This window comes from Pistricoccus aurantiacus (assembly GCF_007954585.1).
Lineage (GTDB): Bacteria > Pseudomonadota > Gammaproteobacteria > Pseudomonadales > Halomonadaceae > Pistricoccus > Pistricoccus aurantiacus.
Window position 1 is genome coordinate 3137038 of the sequence record NZ_CP042382.1, and the last position, 22379, is coordinate 3159416.

General features: G+C 60.9%; 19 protein-coding genes. 9 read left to right on the top strand and 10 right to left on the bottom strand.

Annotated elements, in window-relative coordinates:
• Positions 1-8: 8 nt before the first annotated feature.
• From rng to FGL86_RS14855, 5 genes are read right to left on the bottom strand one after another with little or no spacing between them, the layout of a single operon-like run.
• Positions 9-1472 carry a ribonuclease G gene (rng, locus tag FGL86_RS14835; RefSeq protein WP_147185373.1) on the bottom strand — a complete coding sequence of 488 codons (1464 nt, stop codon included), beginning with the start codon at positions 1470-1472 and terminating at the stop codon, positions 9-11.
• Positions 1473-1517: 45 nt separating this feature from the next.
• The gene (locus tag FGL86_RS14840) at positions 1518-2117 is read right to left on the bottom strand and encodes a Maf family protein (RefSeq protein WP_147185375.1); all 600 of its coding nucleotides are present in this window, start codon (positions 2115-2117) and stop codon (positions 1518-1520) included.
• Positions 2118-2119: 2 nt separating this feature from the next.
• Complete coding sequence (gene mreD, locus FGL86_RS14845) at positions 2120-2614, bottom strand: rod shape-determining protein MreD (RefSeq protein WP_147185377.1); 495 nt, start codon at positions 2612-2614, stop codon at positions 2120-2122.
• On the bottom strand, positions 2611-3567 hold the full coding sequence (gene mreC / locus FGL86_RS14850; RefSeq protein ID WP_425468289.1) for a rod shape-determining protein MreC: 957 nt from the start codon (positions 3565-3567) through the stop codon (positions 2611-2613). Before mreC ends, mreD begins: the two co-directional genes overlap by 4 nt.
• 58 nt (positions 3568-3625) lie before the next feature.
• Entirely contained in the window at positions 3626-4663 is a 1038-nt protein-coding gene (locus FGL86_RS14855; protein ID WP_147185378.1) for a rod shape-determining protein, read from the bottom strand.
• A gap of 165 nt (positions 4664-4828) precedes the next feature.
• On the opposite strand from FGL86_RS14855, the gene gatC reads away from it, so the two are divergent.
• The 3 genes from gatC to gatB all read left to right on the top strand — a co-directional run bounded on the left by gatC (position 4829) and on the right by gatB (position 8147).
• Positions 4829-5116 (top strand): Asp-tRNA(Asn)/Glu-tRNA(Gln) amidotransferase subunit GatC, encoded by a 288-nt coding sequence (gene gatC / locus FGL86_RS14860; protein WP_147185380.1) that lies wholly within the window; start codon positions 4829-4831, stop codon positions 5114-5116.
• A 77-nt stretch (positions 5117-5193) separates the two neighbouring features.
• Positions 5194-6684: an Asp-tRNA(Asn)/Glu-tRNA(Gln) amidotransferase subunit GatA gene (gatA, locus tag FGL86_RS14865; RefSeq protein ID WP_147185382.1), complete on the top strand. Its 1491-nt coding sequence runs from the start codon at positions 5194-5196 to the stop codon at positions 6682-6684.
• Positions 6684-8147 carry an Asp-tRNA(Asn)/Glu-tRNA(Gln) amidotransferase subunit GatB gene (gatB, locus tag FGL86_RS14870; protein WP_147185384.1) on the top strand — a complete coding sequence of 488 codons (1464 nt, stop codon included), beginning with the start codon at positions 6684-6686 and terminating at the stop codon, positions 8145-8147. The genes gatA and gatB overlap by 1 nt, the downstream gene beginning before the upstream one ends.
• A gap of 107 nt (positions 8148-8254) precedes the next feature.
• Here gatB and FGL86_RS14875 read toward each other — a convergent pair whose 3' ends face one another.
• A complete protein-coding gene (locus tag FGL86_RS14875; protein WP_186764416.1) occupies positions 8255-9937 on the bottom strand; it encodes an endo-1,4-beta-xylanase in 1683 nt (560 codons plus the stop codon).
• A gap of 249 nt (positions 9938-10186) precedes the next feature.
• Between FGL86_RS14875 and FGL86_RS14880 the strand changes: the two genes are divergently transcribed.
• From FGL86_RS14880 to FGL86_RS14905, 6 genes are all read left to right on the top strand, one after another.
• Complete coding sequence (locus FGL86_RS14880) at positions 10187-12004, top strand: glycoside hydrolase family 15 protein (protein WP_147185388.1); 1818 nt, start codon at positions 10187-10189, stop codon at positions 12002-12004.
• 107 nt (positions 12005-12111) lie between these two features.
• A complete protein-coding gene (locus tag FGL86_RS14885) occupies positions 12112-13908 on the top strand; it encodes a thiamine pyrophosphate-requiring protein (RefSeq protein WP_147185390.1) in 1797 nt (598 codons plus the stop codon).
• Positions 13909-13917: 9 nt separating this feature from the next.
• Positions 13918-15012 carry an enolase C-terminal domain-like protein gene (locus tag FGL86_RS14890; RefSeq protein ID WP_147185392.1) on the top strand — a complete coding sequence of 365 codons (1095 nt, stop codon included), beginning with the start codon at positions 13918-13920 and terminating at the stop codon, positions 15010-15012.
• An 11-nt stretch (positions 15013-15023) separates the two neighbouring features.
• On the top strand, positions 15024-18125 hold the full coding sequence (locus tag FGL86_RS14895) for an FAD-binding and (Fe-S)-binding domain-containing protein (RefSeq protein ID WP_147185394.1): 3102 nt from the start codon (positions 15024-15026) through the stop codon (positions 18123-18125).
• Positions 18126-18195: 70 nt separating this feature from the next.
• Positions 18196-19254 carry an SDR family oxidoreductase gene (locus tag FGL86_RS14900; protein ID WP_147185396.1) on the top strand — a complete coding sequence of 353 codons (1059 nt, stop codon included), beginning with the start codon at positions 18196-18198 and terminating at the stop codon, positions 19252-19254.
• A gap of 10 nt (positions 19255-19264) precedes the next feature.
• Positions 19265-19642 carry a sensory rhodopsin transducer gene (locus FGL86_RS14905; protein ID WP_147185398.1) on the top strand — a complete coding sequence of 126 codons (378 nt, stop codon included), beginning with the start codon at positions 19265-19267 and terminating at the stop codon, positions 19640-19642.
• Between the two features lie 15 nt (positions 19643-19657).
• Here the strand turns inward: FGL86_RS14905 and FGL86_RS17970 are convergent, their stop codons facing one another.
• The 4 genes from FGL86_RS17970 to FGL86_RS14920 all read right to left on the bottom strand — a co-directional run bounded on the left by FGL86_RS17970 (position 19658) and on the right by FGL86_RS14920 (position 22354).
• Entirely contained in the window at positions 19658-19816 is a 159-nt protein-coding gene (locus tag FGL86_RS17970; RefSeq protein ID WP_186764417.1) for a hypothetical protein, read from the bottom strand.
• The gene (locus FGL86_RS14910; RefSeq protein ID WP_147185399.1) at positions 19817-20017 is read right to left on the bottom strand and encodes a hypothetical protein; all 201 of its coding nucleotides are present in this window, start codon (positions 20015-20017) and stop codon (positions 19817-19819) included.
• 446 nt (positions 20018-20463) lie between these two features.
• A complete protein-coding gene (locus FGL86_RS14915) occupies positions 20464-20991 on the bottom strand; it encodes a hypothetical protein (protein ID WP_147185401.1) in 528 nt (175 codons plus the stop codon).
• A gap of 607 nt (positions 20992-21598) precedes the next feature.
• The gene (locus tag FGL86_RS14920) at positions 21599-22354 is read right to left on the bottom strand and encodes a HesA/MoeB/ThiF family protein (protein ID WP_147186228.1); all 756 of its coding nucleotides are present in this window, start codon (positions 22352-22354) and stop codon (positions 21599-21601) included.
• Between the last annotated feature and the right edge of the window lie 25 nt (positions 22355-22379).

Here is a 22379-nt window from a genome sequence, read left to right on the forward strand (position 1 = left end):
GCAAGCGTTCACATCAGTACGATGTCGTACTGCTCCTGGGAGTAATGCGCTTCCACCTGAAAACGGATCGTCTTGCCGATGAAGCTTTCCAGGTCCGCTACCGCCGCGGACTCCTCGTCCAGCAGCCGATCCACCACCGCCTGGGACGCCAGCACCCGATAGGTTTCCGGACCATAGGCCCGCTCTTCCCGCAGGATTTCCCGGAAAATCTCGTAGCACACGGTTTCCGGCGTCTTGAGCGTGCCCCGACCACTACACACCGGACAGGGCTCGCAAAGAATCTGCTCGAGGCTTTCCCGGGTCCGCTTGCGGGTCAGCTGCACCAGACCAAGCTCGGTGACCCCGGTGCACTTGGTCTTGGCATGATCCCGCTCCAGGGACTTTTCCAGCACCCGCAGTACCTGACGCTGGTGCTCCTTGTCCTCCATGTCGATGAAATCGATGATGATGATGCCGCCCAGATTACGCAGCCTGAGCTGGCGCGCGATGGCGGTGGCTGCCTCGAGATTGGTCTTGAAGATGGTTTCCTCGAGATTGCGATGGCCCACGTAGCCGCCGGTATTGACGTCGATGGTAGCCATCGCCTCGGTGGGATCGATGACCAGATAGCCGCCGGACTTGAGCTGCACCTTGCGCCCCAGGGCCTTCTGGATTTCGTCCTCGACGCTATACAGATCAAAGATCGGCCGCTCCCCGGGGTAGTACTCGATGCTTGGTGCGGTGTTGGGCATGAACTCGTTGGCGAACTCCATCAGCGCCAGGTAGTTTTCCCGGGAATCGATACGCACCCTCTCGATGCCGTCGCGCATCACGTCTCGCAGGGTGCGAATGAACAGCGGCAGATCGTCGTAGATGACGCTGGGCACCGCGGCGGTAAGCTTGCGCTCGCTGACCTTGCGCCACAGGCGCAGCAGGAAGTACATGTCCGCCTGCAGCTCTTCCCGGGTAATGCCTTCCGCGGCGGTACGCAGGATGAAGCCACCGGCCACCTCCTGCTCCTGAGCGGCGCGGCACTCGCGCATCAGCTCTCGCAGCCGTTCCCGTTCCGTTTCGTCCTCGATGCGCTGAGAAACGCCGTCATGGGGAGAATCCGGCATGTACACCAGATAGCGGGAGGGAACGGAAAGATGGGTGGTCAGCCGTGCACCCTTGGAGCCGATGGGATCCTTGGTGACCTGCACGACCAGAGGCTGGCCTTCCTGCAGCAGCTGATTGATCGGCGCCTGTTCCTCCGAGGGCGTATTGGGCGCCAATACCTCGTGGACGTGGATGAAGGCGGCGCGCTCCAGGCCGATATCGATGAACGCCGCCTGCATGCCCGGCAACACCCGTACCACCTTGCCGCGATAGATATTGCCGACGATGCCGCGACGCCGGCTACGCTCGATGAAGGCTTCTTGCAGCACACCGTTCTCGACCACCGCCACCCGGGTTTCCATGGGCGTCAGATTGATCAATACTTCGCCGCTCATGTGGGTTTCCTTATCCTGAAATCGTCTAGCGGCCATTATGCCATACTACGCAAACCCACCATTCAGCGCTCCAGACCACAGCGCCACTCCTTGACGCTGTAACAATTGCGCGGTATCGAACAGCGGTAAACCCACCACCGCGGAATAGCTTCCCTCGATGCGCTCGATGAAGATCGCGGCAAATCCTTGAATGGCATAACCCCCCGCCTTGTCCGCCGGTTCGCCGGTCATCCAGTAAGCCTGGATTTCCTGCTCGGTGATTTCACGCATGCTGACCCGGGTCGTCACGCAGGTTTCCAACAAGCCAGCGAGACCGGTCACTGCCACCGCGGTCAGCACCTCGTGAGCACGACCGGACAAGTTGCGCAGCATGGCGGCAGCGTGCCTTTGATCTCGAGGCTTGCCAAGGATTTCGTCGTCTCGCACCACTACCGTATCCGAGCCAAGCACCGGAAGCCGGCTGGCGATCAGGTCTGCGCCGGCCTGTGCCTTTTCTCGGGCCAGGCGGCACACGTAATCTCGGGGCGCCTCGCCCCGGAGCGGTGTTTCGTCGATATCTACCGGCTGGACATCGACATCGACGCCGATGGACGCCAGCAGTTCGCGGCGCCGGGGGGAGGCGGAAGCAAGACACAGCTCGATCATGTTCAGTTCCTGGGCACCGGCACCCATTTCAAGCGTTGATTCAAACGCTGGAACAGCAGGTAGAACCAGGGCCAAAGTACCGCGCCGATCACTGCGGGCAGCAGAAAGGCCAGATGAACGGTAAAGGGGCCAAACAGCGACATCAGCCACTGTTCCAGCAGTTGAGCGACCAGCAGCAGAAGCAACACCATCAGCGCCTGCTGAGCCAGGGAATAGGCACGCATGCGTCGATGCGCCAAGGTACACAGGAATACCAGCAGCGTCAGCACAAGAGCGCTCTGCCCCAGGGGAGAGCCCTGAGCGAGATCCAGCAGCAGGCCAAAGACGAAGCCGTGGGCCACTCCCACCCTGCGCGGCGCAACGAAGCACCAGTAGATCAACATCAGTTCGAGCCAGTCCGGGCGCCAGATCAGCCAGCGATCCATCAGCGGCACGATCTGCAGCGTCAGGGCCAGCAGCAAGGTTCCCCAGATCAGATACCAGCCGCGAAGACTCATGGCTCGGGCTCCTCCGCGGGGGGAGCAGTCAACGGCGGCAGGACGGATAACAATGCCTTCGGCAGCTCACGAATGGCGAAGCTTTCGTCCCAGAGCGTGTCCCGGGGCGGCGGCGGAAACAGCAGCAGGAAATGACGGGCCCGCTCCAGGCGCGAGATCGGCGTCGCCTCTACCCGAGCGAAAGGTTTGCCGGGATCATGCTCGACCCGGCTGACCCGCGCTACCGGGTAGCCAGCGGGAAAACGCCCCGCAAGCCCGGAGCTGATCAACAGATCGCCTTCGCGAATATCCGCCGTATCCGACACATGTCGCACCATCAGCGTATCGAAGCGCCCGGTGCCCTGAACGATGAAACGCAGGCCGTTGCGGTTGATCTGCACCGGCAGCGCATGATTGGCATCCGCCAGCAGCAGCACCCGGCTGGAATAGGCGGAGACGCCAATGACCTGACCGACGATGCCGGAGGCATCCATCACCGGCTGACCGACGAAAACTCCGTCTCGACGTCCCCGATCGACTACCACCTGGTGAGTGAAGGGATCCGAATCCAGGGTCAACAGCTCTGCGGTGATATAGGAAATATCGCGGCGTTTCGCGGCGTGCAGCAGTTCGCGAAGGCGCAGGTTTTCCGCGGTCAGGCTCGCCATGCGCTGAGTGCGCTGAGACAGGGTGAGAATCTGCTGGCGCAGCTGCTGATTTTCCTCGACGAGCTGCTGCTGATTCGATAGTACCAGCGAGCTCCAGGCCAGGGCGTCGCCGGGAAGGCTAGCCAGCCATTGGATGGGGGTCACGACGCTGGCGAGCCTGGCACGCAGCACCTCGACCTGGGAAAAGCGCTGCTCCGAGACCATCAGTGCGACAGCGACTAGCGCGCAGGCCAGCACGCGATAGCGAGGTATCGTACCCTGGGTGAACAGCGGTTTGATAAGGCGTCTCCCGCAAACGTATGCCAAAGACTCGGTATAGACGGCGCTTCTTTGTCCCGAGCGGTCGCCATGCACCGGAGCATCTTTATTCGGTGCAAAGCAGTTCGAAGACGTGCTGATCGATCAGCTCCAGCGCCTTGCCGCCGCCCCGGGCGACGCAGGTCAGCGGATCCTCCGCCACGATCACCGGCAGGCCGGTTTCCTCGGCGATCAGGGTATCCAGGTCGCGCAGCATGGCGCCGCCGCCGGTCAATACCAGGCCGCGCTCGGCGATATCCGAGGCCAACTCCGGCGGCGCCTGCTCCAGGGCATTCTTGATGGCGGTGATGATCGCCATCAGGGATTCATGCAGGGCATCGAGAATCTCGTGGGAATTGAGGGTGAAACTGCGCGGCACCCCTTCCGCCAGATTGCGCCCGCGCACGTCGATTTCGCGCAGCTCGCCGCCGGGATAGGCGCAGCCGATTTCTTCCTTGATGCGCTCCGCTGTCGCCTCGCCAATCAGGCTGCCGTAGTGACGACGGACATAGGAAGTAATGGCTTCATCGAAGCGGTCACCGCCCACCCGGATGGACTCCGAATACACTACGCCATGCAGGGAAATGATCGCGATTTCGCTGGTGCCGCCGCCGATATCCACCACCATCGAGCCCTGGGCTTCTTCCACCGGCAATCCGGCGCCAAGCGCTGCGGCCATGGGTTCCTTGATCAGATGGACTTCCCGGGCACCGGCGCCTTCCGCGGAGTCCTGAATCGCGCGGCGCTCCACCTGAGTGGACATGCAGGGCACGCAGATCAGCACTCGCGGGCTGGGGCTCAGGAAGGTGCGCTGGTGTACCTTGCGGATGAAGTGCTGGAGCATCTGTTCCGTCACGGTGAAGTCCGCGATCACCCCATCCTTCATGGGCCGAATGGCGGTGATATTGCCCGGGGTCCGCCCCAGCATGCGCTTGGCCTCCGCACCCACCGCGGCGACGCTGCGGTTGTTGCCGGTCTGGCGTATCGCCACCACGGAAGGCTCGTTGAGCACGATACCGCGACCGCGCACGTAAATCAGTGTGTTGGCCGTTCCCAGGTCGATCGAAAGATCACTGGAGAACAGCCCCCTCAAGCGTTTGAACATGGAGGTGGTTACCTAATGCTGACAGGCTGACGGGACCCATTGCGGAGGCAAAAGGTATCATCGCGAGGGGGTGGCGGCAAGCGCGATCACCTGCCACAAAGGCCGGAATATGGTACATTTCCTGGCTATTTATGATTACCCCACCGCGTAAGGAAAACTCATACCATGGCGCTTGAACACGCAGACGTACAACGCGCGGCGCACCTGGCCAGGCTGGCCCTGGGCGACACGGAGGCCGCGGGTTACGTCGATGATCTTAAGCACATCCTCGAGATGGTCGATCAGTTGCAGCAGGTCGATACCCGGGATATCGCCCCCCTGGCCCATCCGCTGGAGACGACTCAGCCGCTACGCCCGGACGAAGTCACCGAATCCAACCATCGCGAGGTCTTTCAGCGCTGTGCGCCCCTGGTAGAAGACGGCCTCTATCTGGTGCCGCGAGTCGTCGAATGACTCTCCAACGCCGTCTAGCGAACGCCGATCCATGAATATCGCGCATCTGAATACCCCGTTTCGGAGCTTGACCGCCCATGCATGAAAAGACCCTGACCGAACTCGCCGACGGCCTCGCGGCAGGTGAGTTTTCCAGTCGCGAACTGATTGAATCCCTGCTGTCGCGCATCAAGCGTCTGGACGGCGAGCTCAATAGCTTCATCACCGTTACCGGCGATCAGGCGCTTGCCGCCGCGACCGAAGCTGATGCTCTGCGCGCCAGGGGCGAAGCAGGCCCTCTCGCCGGCTTGCCTATCGCGCTGAAAGACATCTTCTGCACCCGGGGGGTCAGGACCAGCTGCGGCTCCAGGATGCTCGACAACTTCATCGCGCCCTACGACGCCACGGTGGTGGAAAAGCTCAGCCAGGCGGGTCTGATCAGCCTAGGCAAGACCAACATGGACGAGTTCGCCATGGGCTCCTCCAACGAGTCAAGCTTTTATGGCCCGGTCAAGAATCCTTGGGACCTGAACGCGGTGCCCGGCGGCAGTTCCGGGGGCAGCGCCGCAGCGGTGGCGGCGGGATTGGCGCCGGCGGCGCTGGGCACGGATACCGGCGGCTCGATCCGCCAGCCCGCCGCCTTCTGCGGCATCACCGGGCTCAAGCCCACCTACGGCCGCGTGTCCCGCTACGGTATCATCGCCTACGCTTCTAGCCTGGATCAGGCCGGCCCCATGGCCTACACCGCCGAGGACTGCGCCCTGCTGATGAACGTCATCGCCGGTCACGACGCTCGAGACTCCACCAGCGTCCCCCGCCCGGTACCGGATTATCGCGCGGAACTGAATGCGCCCCTCGAAGGGCTGAAGATCGGCCTACCCAAGGAGTACTTCGGCGACGGGCTGGACAGCGGCGTGGAAAACGCCGTGCGGGAAGCGATCAAAGTCTATGAGTCATTGGGCGCTACGATCCACGAGGTCAGCCTGCCGCATACGCATCTCGCCATTCCTGCTTATTACGTGATCGCCCCGGCGGAAGCATCCTCGAACCTGTCACGCTTCGATGGCGTACGCTTCGGCCATCGCTGCGAGAATCCCAGCGATCTCATCGATCTCTACAAGCGCTCCCGGGCGGAAGGCTTCGGCGACGAGGTCAAGCGGCGCATCCTGATGGGCACCCACACCCTGTCCGAGGGCTTCTTCGACGCCTACTACAAGAAGGCCCAGCAGGTGCGCCGGCTGATTCGCCAGGATTTCCTCGATGCTTTCGAGAACGTCGACGTGCTGATGGGCCCGGCGGCCCCCACCGCCGCCTTTGACCTGGGGGCGCAGAAGGACCCGGTTTCCATGTACCTGCAGGATATCTACACCATCGCCATCAACCTGGCGGGCATTCCCGGCATCAGCGCACCGGTGGGTCTGGTGGATGGCCGTCCCACGGATGGCCGTCCCACGGATGGCCGCCCCACGGGCCTGCAGATCCTCGGCCCGCACTTCAGTGAAGCCCGACTGCTCAACGTCGCTCACCAATACCAGCAGGCCACGACCTGGCATCGCCAGCGCCCGGCCTTCGCCAAGGAGACCCGCTAATGCAATGGGAAACCGTGATCGGTCTCGAAGTCCACGTCCAGTTGGCGACCCGCTCGAAGATATTCTCCGGCGCCTCAACCGCCTTCGGCGCGGAGCCCAACACCCAGGCCTGCGCGGTGGATCTCGGCCTGCCCGGGGTACTGCCGGTGCTCAATGAAGGCGCGGTGGCCATGGCGGTCCAGTTCGGCCTGGGCATCAACGCGGAGATTCCCGAGGTCTCGGTGTTCGATCGCAAGAACTACTTCTATCCGGACCTGCCCAAGGGCTACCAGACCAGCCAGATGTATCATCCCATCGTCGGCCCCGGCGAGGTGGAAATCACCTTGGAGGACGGCGACACCAAGCGCATTCGCGTGCACCACGCCCACCTGGAGGAAGACGCCGGCAAATCCCTGCACGAGACGTTCACCGGCGAAATGGGTCAAGGCATGACCGGTATCGATCTCAATCGCGCCGGCACGCCGCTGCTGGAAATCGTCTCCGAGCCGGACATGCGCTCCGCCGGGGAAGCCGTCGCCTACCTCCGCGCGATTCACGCCATCGTCACCTACCTGGGCATCAGCGACGGCAACATGGCGGAAGGCTCCATGCGCTGCGACGTCAACGTCTCCGTGCGTCCCCAGGGGCAGGAAGCCTTCGGCACCCGGGCGGAGATCAAGAACGTCAACTCCTTCCGTTTCGTCGAGCGGGCCATCGCCTTCGAGGTGGAACGCCAGATCGAGCTGCTCGAGGACGGCGGCAAGGTAGTGCAGGAAACCCGACTGTATGACCCGGACGCGGACGAGACCCGCAGCATGCGCACCAAGGAGGAAGCCAACGATTACCGCTACTTCCCCTGCCCGGACCTGCTGCCGGTAAAGCTCGAGCGGGACTATGTGGAGCATCTGCGCGCCACTCTGCCGGAACTTCCTGCGGAGAAGCGCGCTCGCTTCCAGAACGAGCTCGGGCTTTCCGCCTACGACGCCGGCGTGCTTGCCGCCAGCCGTCCCATGGCGGACTATTTCGAGCGGGTCAAGGAGGTGTGCGGCGACGCCAAGCTGGCCGCCAACTGGGTGCAAGGGGAGCTTTCCGGCCAGCTCAACCGCGAGAATCTGAGTATCGATGACAGCCCGGTCAGCGCGGAGCAGCTAGGCGAGCTGATACGCCGGGTGATGGACGACACCATCAATGGCAAGGCCGCCAAGCAGGTCTTCCAGGCGCTGTGGAATGGCGAAGGCGACTCCGCCGATGAGATCATCGAAGCCAAGGGGCTCAAGCAGGTCACGGATACCGGCGCCATCGAGGGGATGATCGACCAGGTAATATCGGACAGCCCCAAGCAGGTGGCCCAGTATCGGGAGGCTGCGCCGGACAAGCGCGGCAAGATGATCGGCTACTTCGTTGGCCAGGTGATGAAAGCCTCCCGCGGCACCGCCAATCCCCAGCAGGTCAACCAGCTGTTGAAGGAAAAGCTTGACGGCTAGGCTCGGCAAGCCATCAGCGTCATCCTGACATCAGTCACAACGAGAACCTCGGCCATAAGCCGAGGTTCTTGCGTGGCATCCTTTACTACTACAGCCGATTCGAACGCCTACTCTTCCAGGGACGACTTCAGGCTGTGATAGGCGGGCTTGGGCTTTTTCTGCGTATCGAAGATCAGGCCGTTGCCGAAGCCCTCCTCGTTCCACCAGTCCTGCAGCGAGGAATAGCGGTCCGTGAAGCCCCAAATGGAAAAGGCGGTAAAGGCTCGTTTTTCCTTGGCCAGCTCGAAGATGTCGCGGTAGTACTTCGCCTGCTGCTTGAGCCGCTTTCGAGAATCGTCCTCTTGCAGATTGACGTCCATTTCCGAGATACGCACCTCGAGCCCCAGGTCGATGAAGCGCTGCACGTTTTCGCGAAAGGCATCGACGCCGATCGGCTGGTAGTCATCGGTCATGTCCTCGTGCATCTGGAAGCCGATGCCGTGCAGGGGTACTCCGTCCTCGAGCAGGGATTTCGCCAGTTCATACATGGCGTCGGACTTGGGACCGCGATGTTCCAGAGCGTAGTCGTTGATATACAGCTTCGCGTCCGGGTCCGCCCGATGGGCTTCCCGCAACGCAAACGCGATATAGTCCTCGCCCATGGCCTGATACCAGGGCGAGCCGGTACGCAGCTCGGAACCGAAAGGTTCGAAAGGCTCGTTGATCACGTCCCAAGAGGCTATTCGACCCTTGTAGCGACCCACCACCGTGGCGATATGTTCCGCAAGAATGTGCTCGAGTTCGTCATCGTCGTGATTCCCTTCGGTGACCCAGCGCGGCAGCGCCTCCTTCCAGGCCAGGGTATGGCCGTGCACCGCCATATGGTTGAGCTCGGCGAAGTCGACGATGGCGTCCGCATCCGCGAAGGCATAGCGGTCCGGCTGCGGATGGATGAACTGGAATTTCATGACATTTTCCGGCGTCACCATGTTGAACTGCTCGCCGAGTACCCGCGCGTAGTCCGAATCGCTCAGCAGCGGAATGGCCGCCACCGCGGTGCCGATCTTGAGATGCGGATAACGGCGCTCCGCCAGACGACGCAGGGAATCCGGCGGCGGCGAAAAACGGGGAATCGACGAATCGACTTTCTCGAGGCGGGAGTCCTCGTTCAGTGCTCTAGCGGTTAGCGCGGCGAGAAAGAACTTGCGCCCTACCGGTGCATCCACGCCAATGCGTATTTCTCCGCTATCGAACAGCCCCGGGTCCGCCACGTTGATCACCGTTTGTCCGTCGACGGTTACCGTCAGACGCCTGCCGATCCGCGCGAGAGTCAGTTCGATATCGCCCTTTCGACGGAGTTTTTGTCTGTCGATGACAAAGGCACGTCGCTTCGGGTCATCGATGCCGTCCTGCAGTTCCAGGATCAGCTTGCGCTTGTTGACCTTCAGGGTGACGGCCTGCCCTTCCTGCCGCCACTCGTCCTGATTGTAAGGCAGGGTGCCGTAGAAGGTAAGCCGCGCGCCCAGCGGGCGCTTGAGCCGTGCGGTGAGGGCGAAATCCCCGCTCACCTTCAGTACCGGCCCTCGCAGATTGATCGGCGGATTGGCCATCACCGGCGCATCCGGATCGTCCGCCGGCGGCACGATGCCACGCCCGAGCCCCGTTACCATCAGGCCTTGCGCGGTCATGCGGGCACCGTCCACATGAGACCAATCCCCGGCGAGCAGATTCACGCCATCGTCCACTCTTGCACTCACGCCGCAGGAGACTCCCAGCAAGAGCGTACCCAGACAGATGGCCTTGCCGAACAAGCCTTTTCTGTTCCGCCTTGGCTTCCACCGCCTCCTGAGCCAATCTGAAACGACCACAGGCATGCTTCATTACCTCGCTATATCACGGAAAGTGAAATACCGCCCCCTAGGCTCAGGGAATTCCAGAGCGCTTACGATTGTCGAGTTTGATGTGGCAGCATCATGCAAGCGTTCCATGCTTTTGAACCCGACGAAACGCTCGACTAGAATTTTCATGCTCCCCATTCATCATTCGGTAAGGATGATTACATGCAAAAAAACAAGAAAATCGAGGATTACGGTTTCATCGGCAATATGCAGACCACCGCGCTGATCGATCGCCATGGCTGCATGGAATGGCTGTGCATGCCGCGTTTCGACTCGGATGCCTGTTTCGCAGCCTTGCTGGGAGACGAAGAAAACGGCTATTGGCAAATAGCGCCCCGAGATAGCGTTCGCTCACAACGCCGTCATTATCGGGAAGATACCCTGATTCTGGAAACTCATTTCACCACGGATAGCGGCGAGGTGGCGGTGATCGACTTTATGCCGCTGATGGGCGAAGGCGACACCACGGTGGATGTGGTGCGTATCGTCAAGGGTCTGCGCGGTCAGGTTGCCATGCAAACCCATATCGCCTTTCGCTTCTTCTATGGCCAAATCATTCCCTGGGTTCGCCATTACGAAAACGAAGTGGTCGCCATCGCCGGTCCGGATGCCATCCATCTGCGCACCCCCATTGCTCTACATGGCAAGAACATGCAGACCACGGGCACTTTTACCGTGAATAAGGGAGAATCCGCCGCTTTCGTGCTGACCTGGTCGTCTTCCTTCAAGAACAAGCCGCTCTTTCGCGATCCCCAAGCACTGCTCGAAAAAACCGAGCGTTGGTGGCAAGACTGGAGTTGCCAGTGCCAAGTGGACACACCGTTTCGCGAGCCGGTGGTACGCTCGCTGATCACCCTCAAGGCTCTGACCAACTGGGAAACCGGCGGCATGGTGGGCGCCGCCACTACCTCCTTACCGGAAAAAATAGGCGGTGAAGCCAACTGGGATTACCGCTACACCTGGTTGCGGGATGCCACCTTCACCCTGCACGCCCTGTTGGCTTCGGGGTATCGGGCAGAGGCATATGCCTGGCGACAATGGCTGCTGCGGGCCGCCGCGGGTGGGCCGGAGAAACTGCAACCCCTCTACGGTATCGCCGGGGAGCGCTGGCTTCCGGAGTACGAACTCGATTGGTTGAGCGGCTTCAACGGCTGCCGCCCGGTGCGTATCGGCAATGGCGCCTTCAAGCAGCAGCAGCTGGATATCTATGGCGAGGTAATGGATGGCTTGCATTCCGGTCGTGTCCATAATCTGGAGCCGGACGAGGACATGTGGCGCATCCAATGCCTATTGATGGAGTTCATCGAGCAGCACTGGCAGGAAACCGGTGCCAGCCTCTGGGAGCTGCGCGGCGAGACCAGGCGCTACACCTACTCCGTAGCGATGTGCTGGGTCGCGGTGGATCGCGCCATCAAGGCGGTGGAGAACTTCGACCTGGAAGGGGACGTGGAACATTGGCGCGAACTTCGCCAGCGCATTCACGACGAGGTCTGCGAAAAAGGCTACCACCAGGAGCGTGGCACCTTCGTACAATATTATGGCGCCGAAGACCTCGACGCTTCTCTTCTGCTGCTGCCCTTGACCGGCTTTATTTCCGCCAAGGACCCTCGCATGACCCGCACCATCGAGGCCATTCAGCGGGAATTGACCTATGACGATTTCGTCTACCGCTTCAAGTCCCAAGACAAGCAAGAAACTCTGATCGAGGGCGAAGGCGCCTTCCTGGTGTGCTGCTTCTGGCTGGTGGACAACCTGATTCTGTTGGAGCGCCTGGAAGAGGCCGAAGCCCTGTTCAACAAGTTTCTCGCGATCCGCAACGACCTGGGCCTGCTTTCCGAGGAATATCATCCGGTAAAGCGCTGCCTGTTGGGCAACGTGCCCCAAGCGTTTTCCCATGTGGGCCTGATCAACAGCGCACATAGCCTGGCCAAGGCACGCCGAGGCATCAAGGAACCGGTTTCCCGCTGCGGCGGGCAGTAAATTGTTACAAAACACTACAGGCAATTTCCAAGCATCTTATCTAGCTTTTAAAAGTAGGCTAAAAAGCAAGCTATCGTTTTTGACTCAGTAGCACGGAGGCTATGAAAATGAGCGACAACGTCAGCGATTTTTTACTCAACCGCTTGGAAAAATGGAATATTTCACGAATTTACGGATATCCCGGTGATGGCAGCAACGGCCTTATGGGAGCCTTGAATCGCGCCGGTGATAGATTCGAATTCATCCAGACCCGCCATGAGGAAATGGCCGCTTTCATGGCCACCGCCCACGCCAAATTCACCGGTCAGGTTGGCGTCTGTACCGCTACCTCCGGCCCCGGCGCAATTCACCTGCTCAATGGGCTCTACGACGCCAAGAAGGATCACCAGCCGGTGGTGGCCATCGTCGGCCAGCAGGCCCGGGCGGCACTGGGCGGTGACTATCAGCAGGAAGTGGATCTGGTTTCCCTTTACAAGGACGTGGCCCACGAATACGTGCATATGGCTACGGTACCATCGCAGATTCGCCACCTGGTGGACCGCGCCATCCGCACTGCTCTTTCGGAGCGCACCGTCACCGCCCTGATCATACCCAACGACCTGCAGACCCAGCCGGCGGTGGAGGAGCCCGCCCACGCTCACGGCACCGTGCATTCCGGTATCGGCTATTCCGCGCCGGTCACAGTGCCCGCGGATGCGGATCTCAGGCGCGCCGCGGCGGTACTCAACGAAGGCAAGCGGGTGGCGATACTGGTGGGCGCCGGCGCCCTGAACGCCACGGACGAGGTGATCCAGGTGGCGGAAACCCTGGGCGCCGGAGTCGCCAAGGCGCTGCTGGGGCGCGCTGCCCTACCGGATGATCTGCCCTTCGTCACCGGCTCCATCGGCCTGCTCGGCACCAATCCAAGCTGGGAGCTGATGTCCAACTGCGACACCCTCCTCATGGTCGGCTCCTCCTTCCCCTACTCGGAATTTCTGCCGGAGGAAGGCCAGGCTCGTGGCGTGCAGATCGATATCAACGGTCGCATGCTGAGCATGCGCTACCCCATGGAGGCCAATCTGGTGGGGGACAGCGCCGCTACCTTGCGCGCGCTGATGCCGTATCTGGAGCATAAGACGGATCGCGGTTGGCGAGAGCATATCGAAAAGAGCATCAAGCAGTGGTGGGAAGTGCTCGAGGAGCGCGCCCTGGCGGAGGCGGACCCGGTCAACCCTCAGCGGGTGTTCTGGGAACTTTCGCCGCGCCTGCCGGACAACTGCATCATCACCAGCGACTCCGGCTCCGCCGCCAACTGGTATGCCCGAGACCTCAAGCTACGCCGGGGCATGATGGCCTCGCTCTCCGGCGGTTTGGCTACCATGGGCAACGGCGTGCCTTACGCCATCGCCGCCAAGTTCGCCTACCCGGACCGCACTGTGATCGCCCTGGTGGGAGACGGCGCCATGCAGATGAACGGCAACGCGGAACTCTTGACCATCGCCAAGTACTGGAAGCGCTGGACGACCCCTAACCTGGTGATCATGGTGCTCAACAACCAGGACCTCAATCAGGTGACCTGGGAGATGCGTGTCATGGAAGGCGACCCGAAGTACGAGGGTTCCCAGGATCTGCCGAATTTCCCCTATGCGGAATACGCCAGGCTGATCGGCCTGGAAGGCATTCACGTCAGCGAGCCGGAAGCCCTGGCCAGCGCCTGGGACCGTGCCTTGTCCGCGGATCGCCCGGTGGTGCTGGAAGTCATGGCGGATCCCAATATTCCGCCGATCCCGCCGCATATCAAGCCTGAACAGGCCAAGGCTTACATGTCGGCGCTGCTGCACGGCGACCCGGACGCCATCGGTATCGTCAAGGCGTCCTTCAAGCAGTTCGCCCGGGAGATCGTGCCCAAGGCGAGCAAGCATTGAGAGGCGGCCATGGCGACCTACATTCCCATCGAATCCGTAGATGTCTCCGCTTATGAGGTCCCCACGGATGCGCCGGAGTCCGACGGCACCCTGGCCTGGAATTCGACAACGCTGGTGCTTGTCGAGGTTAGCGCTGGAGGTAAGAGCGGTCTCGGCTACACCTATAGCCACAAGGCCTGCGCGACTCTGGTGCAGGACAAGCTCGCCTCCCTGATCGAAGGCGAGAACGCCCTGGATATCGAAGGGCGCTGGTGGGCGCTGCTAAGCAGCATTCGAAACCTGGGGCGTCCGGGCATCGCCTCCATGGCTATCGCCGCCATCGACGTGGCGCTATGGGACCTGAAGGCTCGACTGCTCGACCTGCCCCTGGTCTCGCTGCTGGGTGCGGTGCGCCCGACGGTGCCGGTTTACGGCAGCGGCGGTTTCACCTCCTACAGCATCGAACGGCTACAGCGCCAGCTCGGTGGCTGGGTCGAGGTCGGCATTCCTCGGGTAAAGATGAAGATCGGCCGTCATCCCGAGGAGGACCCGGAGCGCATGGCTGCCGCCCGAGAGGCCATCGGCCCCCAGGCGGAACTCTTCGTCGATGCCAACGGCGCCTTTGATCGCAAGCAGGCCTTGGCCATGGCGGCGCTGTTCCCGGAACTGGGCGTCAGCTGGTACGAGGAACCGGTGACCTCCGACGACCTGGAGGGCCTGCGCCTGCTGCGGGATCGGGTAGGAGACGGCATCGAAATCAGCGCCGGAGAATACGGTTTTACTCCCGGCTACTTCCGCCGCATGCTCGAGGCCGGGGCGGTGGACGTGCTGCAGGCGGACCTGACCCGCTGCGCGGGCATCAGCGGCTTTCTAAAGGTCGCCGCCCTGTGCGACGCCTTCCAGCTGCCGCTTTCCGCCCATACCGCTCCAGCGCTGCACCTGCACCCCGCCTGCTGCGTCGAGCCGCTCCGGCATCTGGAATACTTTCACGATCATGTGCGCATCGAGTCGCTGCTGTTCGACGGTGTCAGCGAGCCCCAGAGTGGCCTGCTCACCCCGGATCTCTCCCGGCCCGGCCTGGGATTGACCTTCAAGCAGCAGGACGCCCAGCGCTATCGTCTCTAAGGAGACCTTTCATGGATGATATACGCAGCAATGTCGTGACCAGCGACAGAGATACCCAAGATGATTACCGGCAGCTGGCCCGGGACCTGGCGGACGCCATCCAGGGCGAGGTGCGCTTCGACGCCGGCAGCCGCGCCCTCTACGCCAACGACGCCTCGAACTACCGCCAGCCCCCTATCGGCGTGACGGTTCCCCGAACCGCCGAGGACGTCATCGCCATTCATCGCATCTGCCACGCCCACGGCGTGCCGATCCTGTCCCGGGGCGCCGGCACCAGCCTCTCCGGGGAGACCGTCAATCACGCGGTGGTGATGGATCATTCCAAGTATCGCCATGCCATCGACATCGACGCGATCAACCAGCAGGTGACCGTGGAGCCCGGAGCGATCAACGACAAGGTCAACCAGGCCCTCGGTCCTTACGGCCTGGTATTTCCCCCCGACCCCTCCACCCACGAGTGGTGCACCATCGGCGGCAACATCGGCAACAATTCCTGCGGTATCCATTCCGTGCAGGCCCAGTGCTACGGCCACGGCCCGCGTACCTGCGACAACGTGGCGGCCCTGGACGTGCTGACCTATGACGGCACCCGCATGACATTGAAGGATGGCTACAGCGAGGAGGAGATCGAGGCGGTCATCGCCGCCGGCGGTCGCCAGGGGGAGATCTTCGCCAGTCTGAAAGCCCTGCGGGACAAGTACGCCGAACGCATTCGCGAATACTATCCGCAGATCGAGCACATGCCCCGGCGGGTATCCGGCTACAACCTGGACGATCTGCTGCCGGAGCGCGGCTTCAACCTCGCCAGCGCCCTGTGTGGCACCGAGGGCACCTGCGTGACGATACTGCACGCCACCCTCAAGCTGACCCGGGATGTGAAGCACCGCACCCTCATGGTGGTGGGCTTCGACAGCGTCGAGCACGGCGGCGACCACGTGCCCGACATCATGGCCGCCAGGCCCATCGCCCTGGAGGCCATCGACCACGAACTATTCGAGTACGAGGTCCAGCAGAACATGCACGCCCATAGCCTCGAGGAACTGCCGGAGGGCGATGCCTACCTGCTCCTGCAGTTCGGCGGCGAGAACGCCGAGGACTGCCGCGCCCAGGCCCAGGCGATGATCGACAAGCTCGAGCAGGCGAAACACCCGCCCCGGGGCCACAGGATCATCGAGGACGAGGACCTGGCCGGCGCCATCTGGGCGGTGCGCAAGGCGGCGCTGGGCGCCACCGCCTTTCCCCCCGGGGAAAATTCCCACTGGCCGGGCTGGGAGGATTCCGCAGTCCCTCCGGACAAGGTTGGTGACTATGTGCGCGACCTGAAGAAGCTCTACAAGAAGTACGATTACCATGGCCCCATGTACGGCCATTTCGGCCAGGGCTGCATTCATTCTCGCATCGATTTTGACTTGTATACGCCGGAAGGGGTCAGCCGCTACCGCGCCTTCGCCGAGGAAGCGGCGGATCTGGTGGTGTCCTACGGCGGCTCGCTTTCCGGGGAGCACGGCGACGGCCAGTCTCGGGGCGAGCTGCTGCAAAGGATGTACGGGCCGGAACTGATCGAGGCCTTTCGCGAGTTCAAGCGCATCTGGGATCCGGACTGGCAGATGAATCCGGGCAAGATCATCGATCCCTACCGGCTCGACGACAACCTGCGCCTACTCAACTACCATCCGCCGTCGGTCAACACCACCTTCGGCTTCGCCAAGGAAGGCGGCAGCTTCAGCCAAGTGGCCACTCGCTGCGTCGGCGTCGGCAAGTGCCGCAGCGACAGCGGCACCATGTGCCCCAGCTACATGGTCACTCGAGAAGAAAAATACTCCACCCGCGGCCGCGGCCGGCTCTTGTTCGAAATGATGCAGGGAGAGCTGATCACCGACGGCTGGCAGTCCGAGGAAATCCAGGAATCCCTGGATCTGTGCCTGGCCTGCAAGGGCTGCAAGGGGGATTGCCCGGTCAGCGTGGACATGGCCACCTACAAGGCAGAGTTCCTGTCCCACTATTATCGGGAGCATCGCCGTCCGTTCAATCATTACGCCTTCGGCTTTATCGATCGCTGGTCGCGGCTGGCATCGAAGCTTCCCGCCCTGACCAACTTTCTCACTCACGCGCCCCTGCTGGGCGGCCTGAGCAAGGCTGTTGCCGGCATGCCCCAGGAACGCCAGGTACCGGTCTACGCGCCGCAAACCTTCAAGGCCTGGTTCGCCGAACGGCCCATCGTTAACGAGCAGGCGCCGCCGGTGATGCTGTGGGCGGACACCTTCAGCAATCACTTCTATCCAGAAACCGCCCGGGCGGCCACGGAGGTGCTCGAAGCGGCGGGCTACCGAGTGCTGATCCCGCCGGAGGGCCTGTGCTGTGGCCGGCCTCTCTACGACTTCGGCCTGCTGGAGAACGCCAAGGACTATCTACGCCGGGTAATGGAGACGCTGCGCAACCCCATCGACGCGGGGATTCCCATCGTCGGCCTGGAGCCTTCCTGCATCTCGGTATTTCGCGACGAATTGCGCAACCTCTTTCCCGAGAACGAGCGAGCCAAGCGGCTCAGCGACAACAGCCTGCTGCTCAGCGAATTCCTGGTCGAACGGCTGAAGGATTACCAGCCACCGAAACTCGAGCGCCGCGCCCTGCTGCACGGTCACTGTCATCATAAGGCAGTGATGGGGCTGAACGCGGAACAGGAACTGCTCGCGCGCATGGGGCTGGAAGTGGAAGCGCCGGACGACGGCTGCTGCGGGCTCTCCGGCGCCTTCGGTTTCGAACGCGACCATTACGGCATTTCCATGGCCGTCGGGGAACGCGCCCTGCTGCCTCGGGTGCGCCAGGCCAGTGACGACACCCTGATCCTCAGCAACGGCTTCAGCTGTCGGGAGCAGATCCGGCACGCCACGGATCGACGCCCCCTGCATATCGCCGAGGTAATGCAGCTGGCGCTTCAGAACGTTCGGGAACCCGTGCCCCGAGAACGCCCGGAGCAACTGCTGGAACGGCCCCGAGCTCTGGCCCAGCGCCGGGCCAACCAGCGCGCCCTGCTGACCGCCGGCGTGGTCGCCGGCGCGGGCCTGCTGCTATGGGGCTGGCGCCGGCAGCGGCATCACGAGCGGCTACGCTGATCGCTCTCATCCATGAACTTGTACGGCCCGAAAATTTCATGAAGGTATCGCCACAAGGAGGTTTTATCTCATGCAACTGCCTGTTTCATCATCGCAGCAGGGCACTCCCCCGGAAGTCGTCGTCATCACCGGGGCCAGCGCCGGGCTGGGCCGCGCCACCGCTCGGGAATTCGCCCGTCACGGCGCCCATATCGGGCTGATCGCCCGCAACCGGGAGCGCCTGGAAACGGCCAAGGCAGAAGTGGAATCCTTGGGCGGCCGGGCCATCATCATCAGCGCCGATGTGGCGGACGCGGAGCAGATCGACCAAGCGGCAGAGCGGATCGAGGACGAACTCGGCCCCATCGATATCTGGGTCAACGGCGCCATGACCACGGTGTTCTCGCCGTTTCACAATATAAGCCCGGAGGAGTTTCGCCGGGTCACCGAAGTCACCTACCTGGGCAACGTGCACGGCACCATGGCAGCGCTCAAGCGCATGCGCCAGCGAGACCGCGGTACCATCGTGCAGGTCGGTTCCGCCCTGGCCTATCGTCCGGTACCGCTGCAGACCGCCTACTGCGGCGCCAAGCACGCCATCAAGGGCTACACGGAAGGTCTGCGCAGCGAACTGCTCAGCGAGGGAAGTCGGGTCCACGTGACCATCGTCGAGATGCCCGGGTTGAACACGCCCCAGTTCGACTGGTGCCGAAGCCATTTGCCCAAACGCGCCCGCCCCGTGGCGCCGGTCTATCAGCCGGAGGTGGGGGCGCGCGCCATCTACTGGGCGGCGCATCATCGACGCCGCCAGCTCTATGTAGGCATTTCCTCGGTGCTGAGCATCTGGGGCAACAAGCTGTTTCCGGGACTGATGGATCGCTACCTGGCGCGCACCGCGGTGAGCGGCCAGCAGACCCATGAGCACGCCGACCCGGATCGGCCGGACAACCTCTGGCACAGCGTCGACGGCGATCCCGGCGCCCGGGGCCGTTTCAGCAACGAGGCGGTCACCAACAGCTCTCAGCTCTGGATGGCCACCCATCGCGACCAGGTGGGTCTCGTCGCCGGGGTTGTCCTGCTGGTGGGCGCCAGCCTGCTGGGCGGCAATAAAAAGCGCCAGCCACGGCGACTGCCGCGCCGGCTGCGCTAAGGAGAACGTCATGACGAAGACCATCGGCCACACCTGTTGGGCCATCGCCGAGGGCCATATTCCGGGTCGGAGCAACGGCCCCGAACCGCAGATGACCAGTCACGAAACCGCCTGCATCCTCAATGCGGGGGATCGAACCGCTCGGGTGCGTATCACCCTCTACTTCGCCAACCGTGAGCCGGTGGGACCTTATGAAGTCGAGGTGCCCGCCCGGCGTACCCGGCACCTGCGCTTCAACGACCTCGAGAACCCGGCACCGGTACCCCGAGACACGGACTACGCCAGCGTCATCGAAGCCGACGTGCCCATCGTGGTGCAGCATAGCCGGCTCGATTCACGACAGAGCGAACTGGCGCTGCTGAGCACCATGGCTTTTCCGGTGAGCTGAGTTGGCGGTACCGATTCAGAAAACTCGCCTCAACGTGCCCCGGTCGCGCCGCCACTGGCCCAGCAAGGAAGCCTGGGTCTTGGCTTCCTGGAGTATTCGTCCCTGGTTCCTGGACTGCCTGATGAAGCTCGTCAGCAGCGTATCCAGTTCACTGGTATCGCTGTTTGCCTTCAATTATTCATAGAACCCCTGGGTCGCGTACTCATACTGCCAGGCCTTTTCCAGCACATTTACCGCCATGGTCGCGTCGATCACGAAAAAATGCCTGTGACTTCGAACCTTCGATCGAACCGCAGATTCCGGTAAAGACTCCCTGGTACATGGCCGGTATTTCTCCACTTGCGCCAGGGACGTGATTCTGGCTTCGCTTTCCATGGCCAACTCTTTTATGAGTCGACTGATATCAAGATCAAAGGGGAGAAATCCAATCGATATATCCTAATATAAACTCATCCTTTCCATTTCTTTTTTATTAGAATTCTGAAGAACTTCATGCTTGGTTAAGCTCATCTTTTTAAGCTTGGTTTCCGCAGTCATGACTTTTATCTCCAGAAAACCAATATTTATGATTCTTTAAATACTGGAATTTCTAATAAGTGGTCGCTGAGAATATAAGTCATACTCTTTTTCTTCTGTACGCCAGCCAACATAAAAATATCTATTTACTAATCGTACACAAAAGACACAATTACTCGGACAGCTCAAAATCGTTCATAGTATATTGATCCTGATTTACATCAATTTTCTGTTGAGGCATAGCGAAACCAACCAATACAAATCATTGATTAGATAATCAAGTAGGGTGGAAAGGGTCTTTCTTTTTAAACGATCCTTCGCAACATGCCTTGGTCTCTGCGCCACTGTCCGAGCAGAAACGCCTGATCTTTACACTCTTGCACGATATTGGCCTGCTGCCTGGCCTGCTTGATGAAACCTTCCAGCATGGCGTCCAAGGCAAGTATCGTATTCCTTGACCTGAGGCCTTGATAGAAACCTTGCGCCTCATATTCGCATTGCCAGGCTTGCTCAAGAATAGCCATCGCCATGTTGCTATCGATGACAAAGAAATGTCGAGAATGGCTTTCGCTCTTTCCGGATGAGCTACAGGGCTGCTCGAAGTCTGGATGCTGATCGGCCAAGTCTTGTCCTACCCGCGTCAGCGCTTGCAGTCTTCCCACACTCTCGTTCGCCAACTCTTTCATGAGTCGGCTGATCCCGACGTTGAACGGAAGAAAACGCAGGGTCAACTGCTGATAATATTCTATCCTTTCATGCTCCTTGTCTCTGGAGAGTTGAATGAGCTTCGCCTCCATTAATGGATGCGCATGTCTTCGATCGTCAACGTTCATCAACTTTCCTTGCCATTACAGCATTAACGGTTATAAGCAAAGTTCACTAAAGAATAGTCAACAAGATAGTATGTTCGCCATCTCGGTCAAGTTGGCGCATCAGCAATATAATAAAAAATAAAACAAAACTTTGATCCAGATTAAAGAGTAGAAACAACTCTTCCACTGTATATTTAGCGTTTAAATCCAATAAAATTATTAAAATCAATATAATGTGAGATCAAAACTAATTATTTTGTTCGATAAGAACAAGAAAAACACTTAATGATAATTAAAAATTTAATGCTAAGCATTAGTGATTATTGAATTAAATAGGATGTTTAAAAATTAATTAGCCGTCACCAACTATCATGATTTATATCTTTTTGCTTATTTGCTCTCGTGATTAACTCTTGTTAATGACCGCTAGACTACTAAAGGTCTAATTTATCCATGCGGTAGCCGTTAAGGCAGGAAGCCTTGAAACAGGATTTCGCTAAGCCACAGGGATTGACAAGGAATGTTTGCAGCGGCCGGCTACCGCACCTTTTTCTCCACGCCGGCAATGTCATTCCTGAGCAACGAACGCGGAAAAATCTGACCAGCCTTTTTTTGTTCGACTAATCGTCTAACCCTTACCACATACCGTGCAATAAGGATCGCGGGGCACCTGGTAACGCCGCCATTCGCCGCTCAAGCCATCGAAGGTGGCAAGCCCTTGATGAGGTTTGCCGGCACCGCTCAATAGCTTGATCGCTTCCATGGCCTGAAAGCTGCCGATCAGCCCGACCAGGGGCGCCACCACGCCGTTTTCCGCGCAGCTCAAGGCTTCGTCGTCATTGCCGTCGGCCGAGGGCGGATACAGGCAGGCATAGCAGGGGCACTGCGGATCCCGGGGATCGAACACCGCCAGTTGGCCGTTGAAGCGAATCGCCGCGCCGGACACCAGCGGCCTGCCGGCGTCACGGCAGGCCTGATTGATGGCGTAGCGGCTGGAGAAGCGGTCCGTGCAGTCCATGACCAGATCGGCTTTCGCCACCGCCCGGGCCATGCTTTCGCCCTGCAGATGATCCGTCAGAACGTCGACCCGAATGCCCGGGTTGATCGCCAACGCCGCTTCCCGGGCGGAATCCGCCTTGTTGCGACCTAGATCCTTCTCACGATGGGCGATCTGGCGCTGCAGATTGGAAAGCTCCACCTCGTCCGCGTCCGCCAGGACGAGATGTCCTACCCCGGCGGCGGCCAGGTACAGCGCCACCGGCGAGCCCAGGCCGCCGGCGCCGACAATCAGCACCCGGCTTGCCAGCAGCCGCTCCTGGCCCTCGATCTCGATCTGTTCGAGCATGATCTGGCGGCTGTAGCGCAGCAGCGCCTCGTCGTTCATTGGCATGGCATCGCTCACTTGTCGC

What these genes read in the sequence shown, in the direction of transcription:
- rng (WP_147185373.1), bottom strand. Translation starts at nt 1,472, where the DNA reads ATGAGCGGCGAAGTATTGATCAATCTGACGCCCATGGAAACCCGGGTG.
- FGL86_RS14840 (WP_147185375.1), bottom strand. Translation starts at nt 2,117, where the DNA reads ATGATCGAGCTGTGTCTTGCTTCCGCCTCCCCCCGGCGCCGCGAACTG.
- mreD (WP_147185377.1), bottom strand. Translation starts at nt 2,614, where the DNA reads ATGAGTCTTCGCGGCTGGTATCTGATCTGGGGAACCTTGCTGCTGGCC.
- FGL86_RS14855 (WP_147185378.1), bottom strand. Translation starts at nt 4,663, where the DNA reads ATGTTCAAACGCTTGAGGGGGCTGTTCTCCAGTGATCTTTCGATCGAC.
- gatC (WP_147185380.1), top strand. Translation starts at nt 4,829, where the DNA reads ATGGCGCTTGAACACGCAGACGTACAACGCGCGGCGCACCTGGCCAGG.
- gatA (WP_147185382.1), top strand. Translation starts at nt 5,194, where the DNA reads ATGCATGAAAAGACCCTGACCGAACTCGCCGACGGCCTCGCGGCAGGT.
- gatB (WP_147185384.1), top strand. Translation starts at nt 6,684, where the DNA reads ATGCAATGGGAAACCGTGATCGGTCTCGAAGTCCACGTCCAGTTGGCG.
- FGL86_RS14880 (WP_147185388.1), top strand. Translation starts at nt 10,187, where the DNA reads ATGCAAAAAAACAAGAAAATCGAGGATTACGGTTTCATCGGCAATATG.
- FGL86_RS14885 (WP_147185390.1), top strand. Translation starts at nt 12,112, where the DNA reads ATGAGCGACAACGTCAGCGATTTTTTACTCAACCGCTTGGAAAAATGG.
- FGL86_RS14890 (WP_147185392.1), top strand. Translation starts at nt 13,918, where the DNA reads ATGGCGACCTACATTCCCATCGAATCCGTAGATGTCTCCGCTTATGAG.
- FGL86_RS14895 (WP_147185394.1), top strand. Translation starts at nt 15,024, where the DNA reads ATGGATGATATACGCAGCAATGTCGTGACCAGCGACAGAGATACCCAA.
- FGL86_RS14900 (WP_147185396.1), top strand. Translation starts at nt 18,196, where the DNA reads ATGCAACTGCCTGTTTCATCATCGCAGCAGGGCACTCCCCCGGAAGTC.
- FGL86_RS14905 (WP_147185398.1), top strand. Translation starts at nt 19,265, where the DNA reads ATGACGAAGACCATCGGCCACACCTGTTGGGCCATCGCCGAGGGCCAT.
- FGL86_RS14910 (WP_147185399.1), bottom strand. Translation starts at nt 20,017, where the DNA reads ATGGAAAGCGAAGCCAGAATCACGTCCCTGGCGCAAGTGGAGAAATAC.
- FGL86_RS14915 (WP_147185401.1), bottom strand. Translation starts at nt 20,991, where the DNA reads ATGAACGTTGACGATCGAAGACATGCGCATCCATTAATGGAGGCGAAG.
- FGL86_RS14920 (WP_147186228.1), bottom strand. Translation starts at nt 22,354, where the DNA reads ATGAACGACGAGGCGCTGCTGCGCTACAGCCGCCAGATCATGCTCGAA.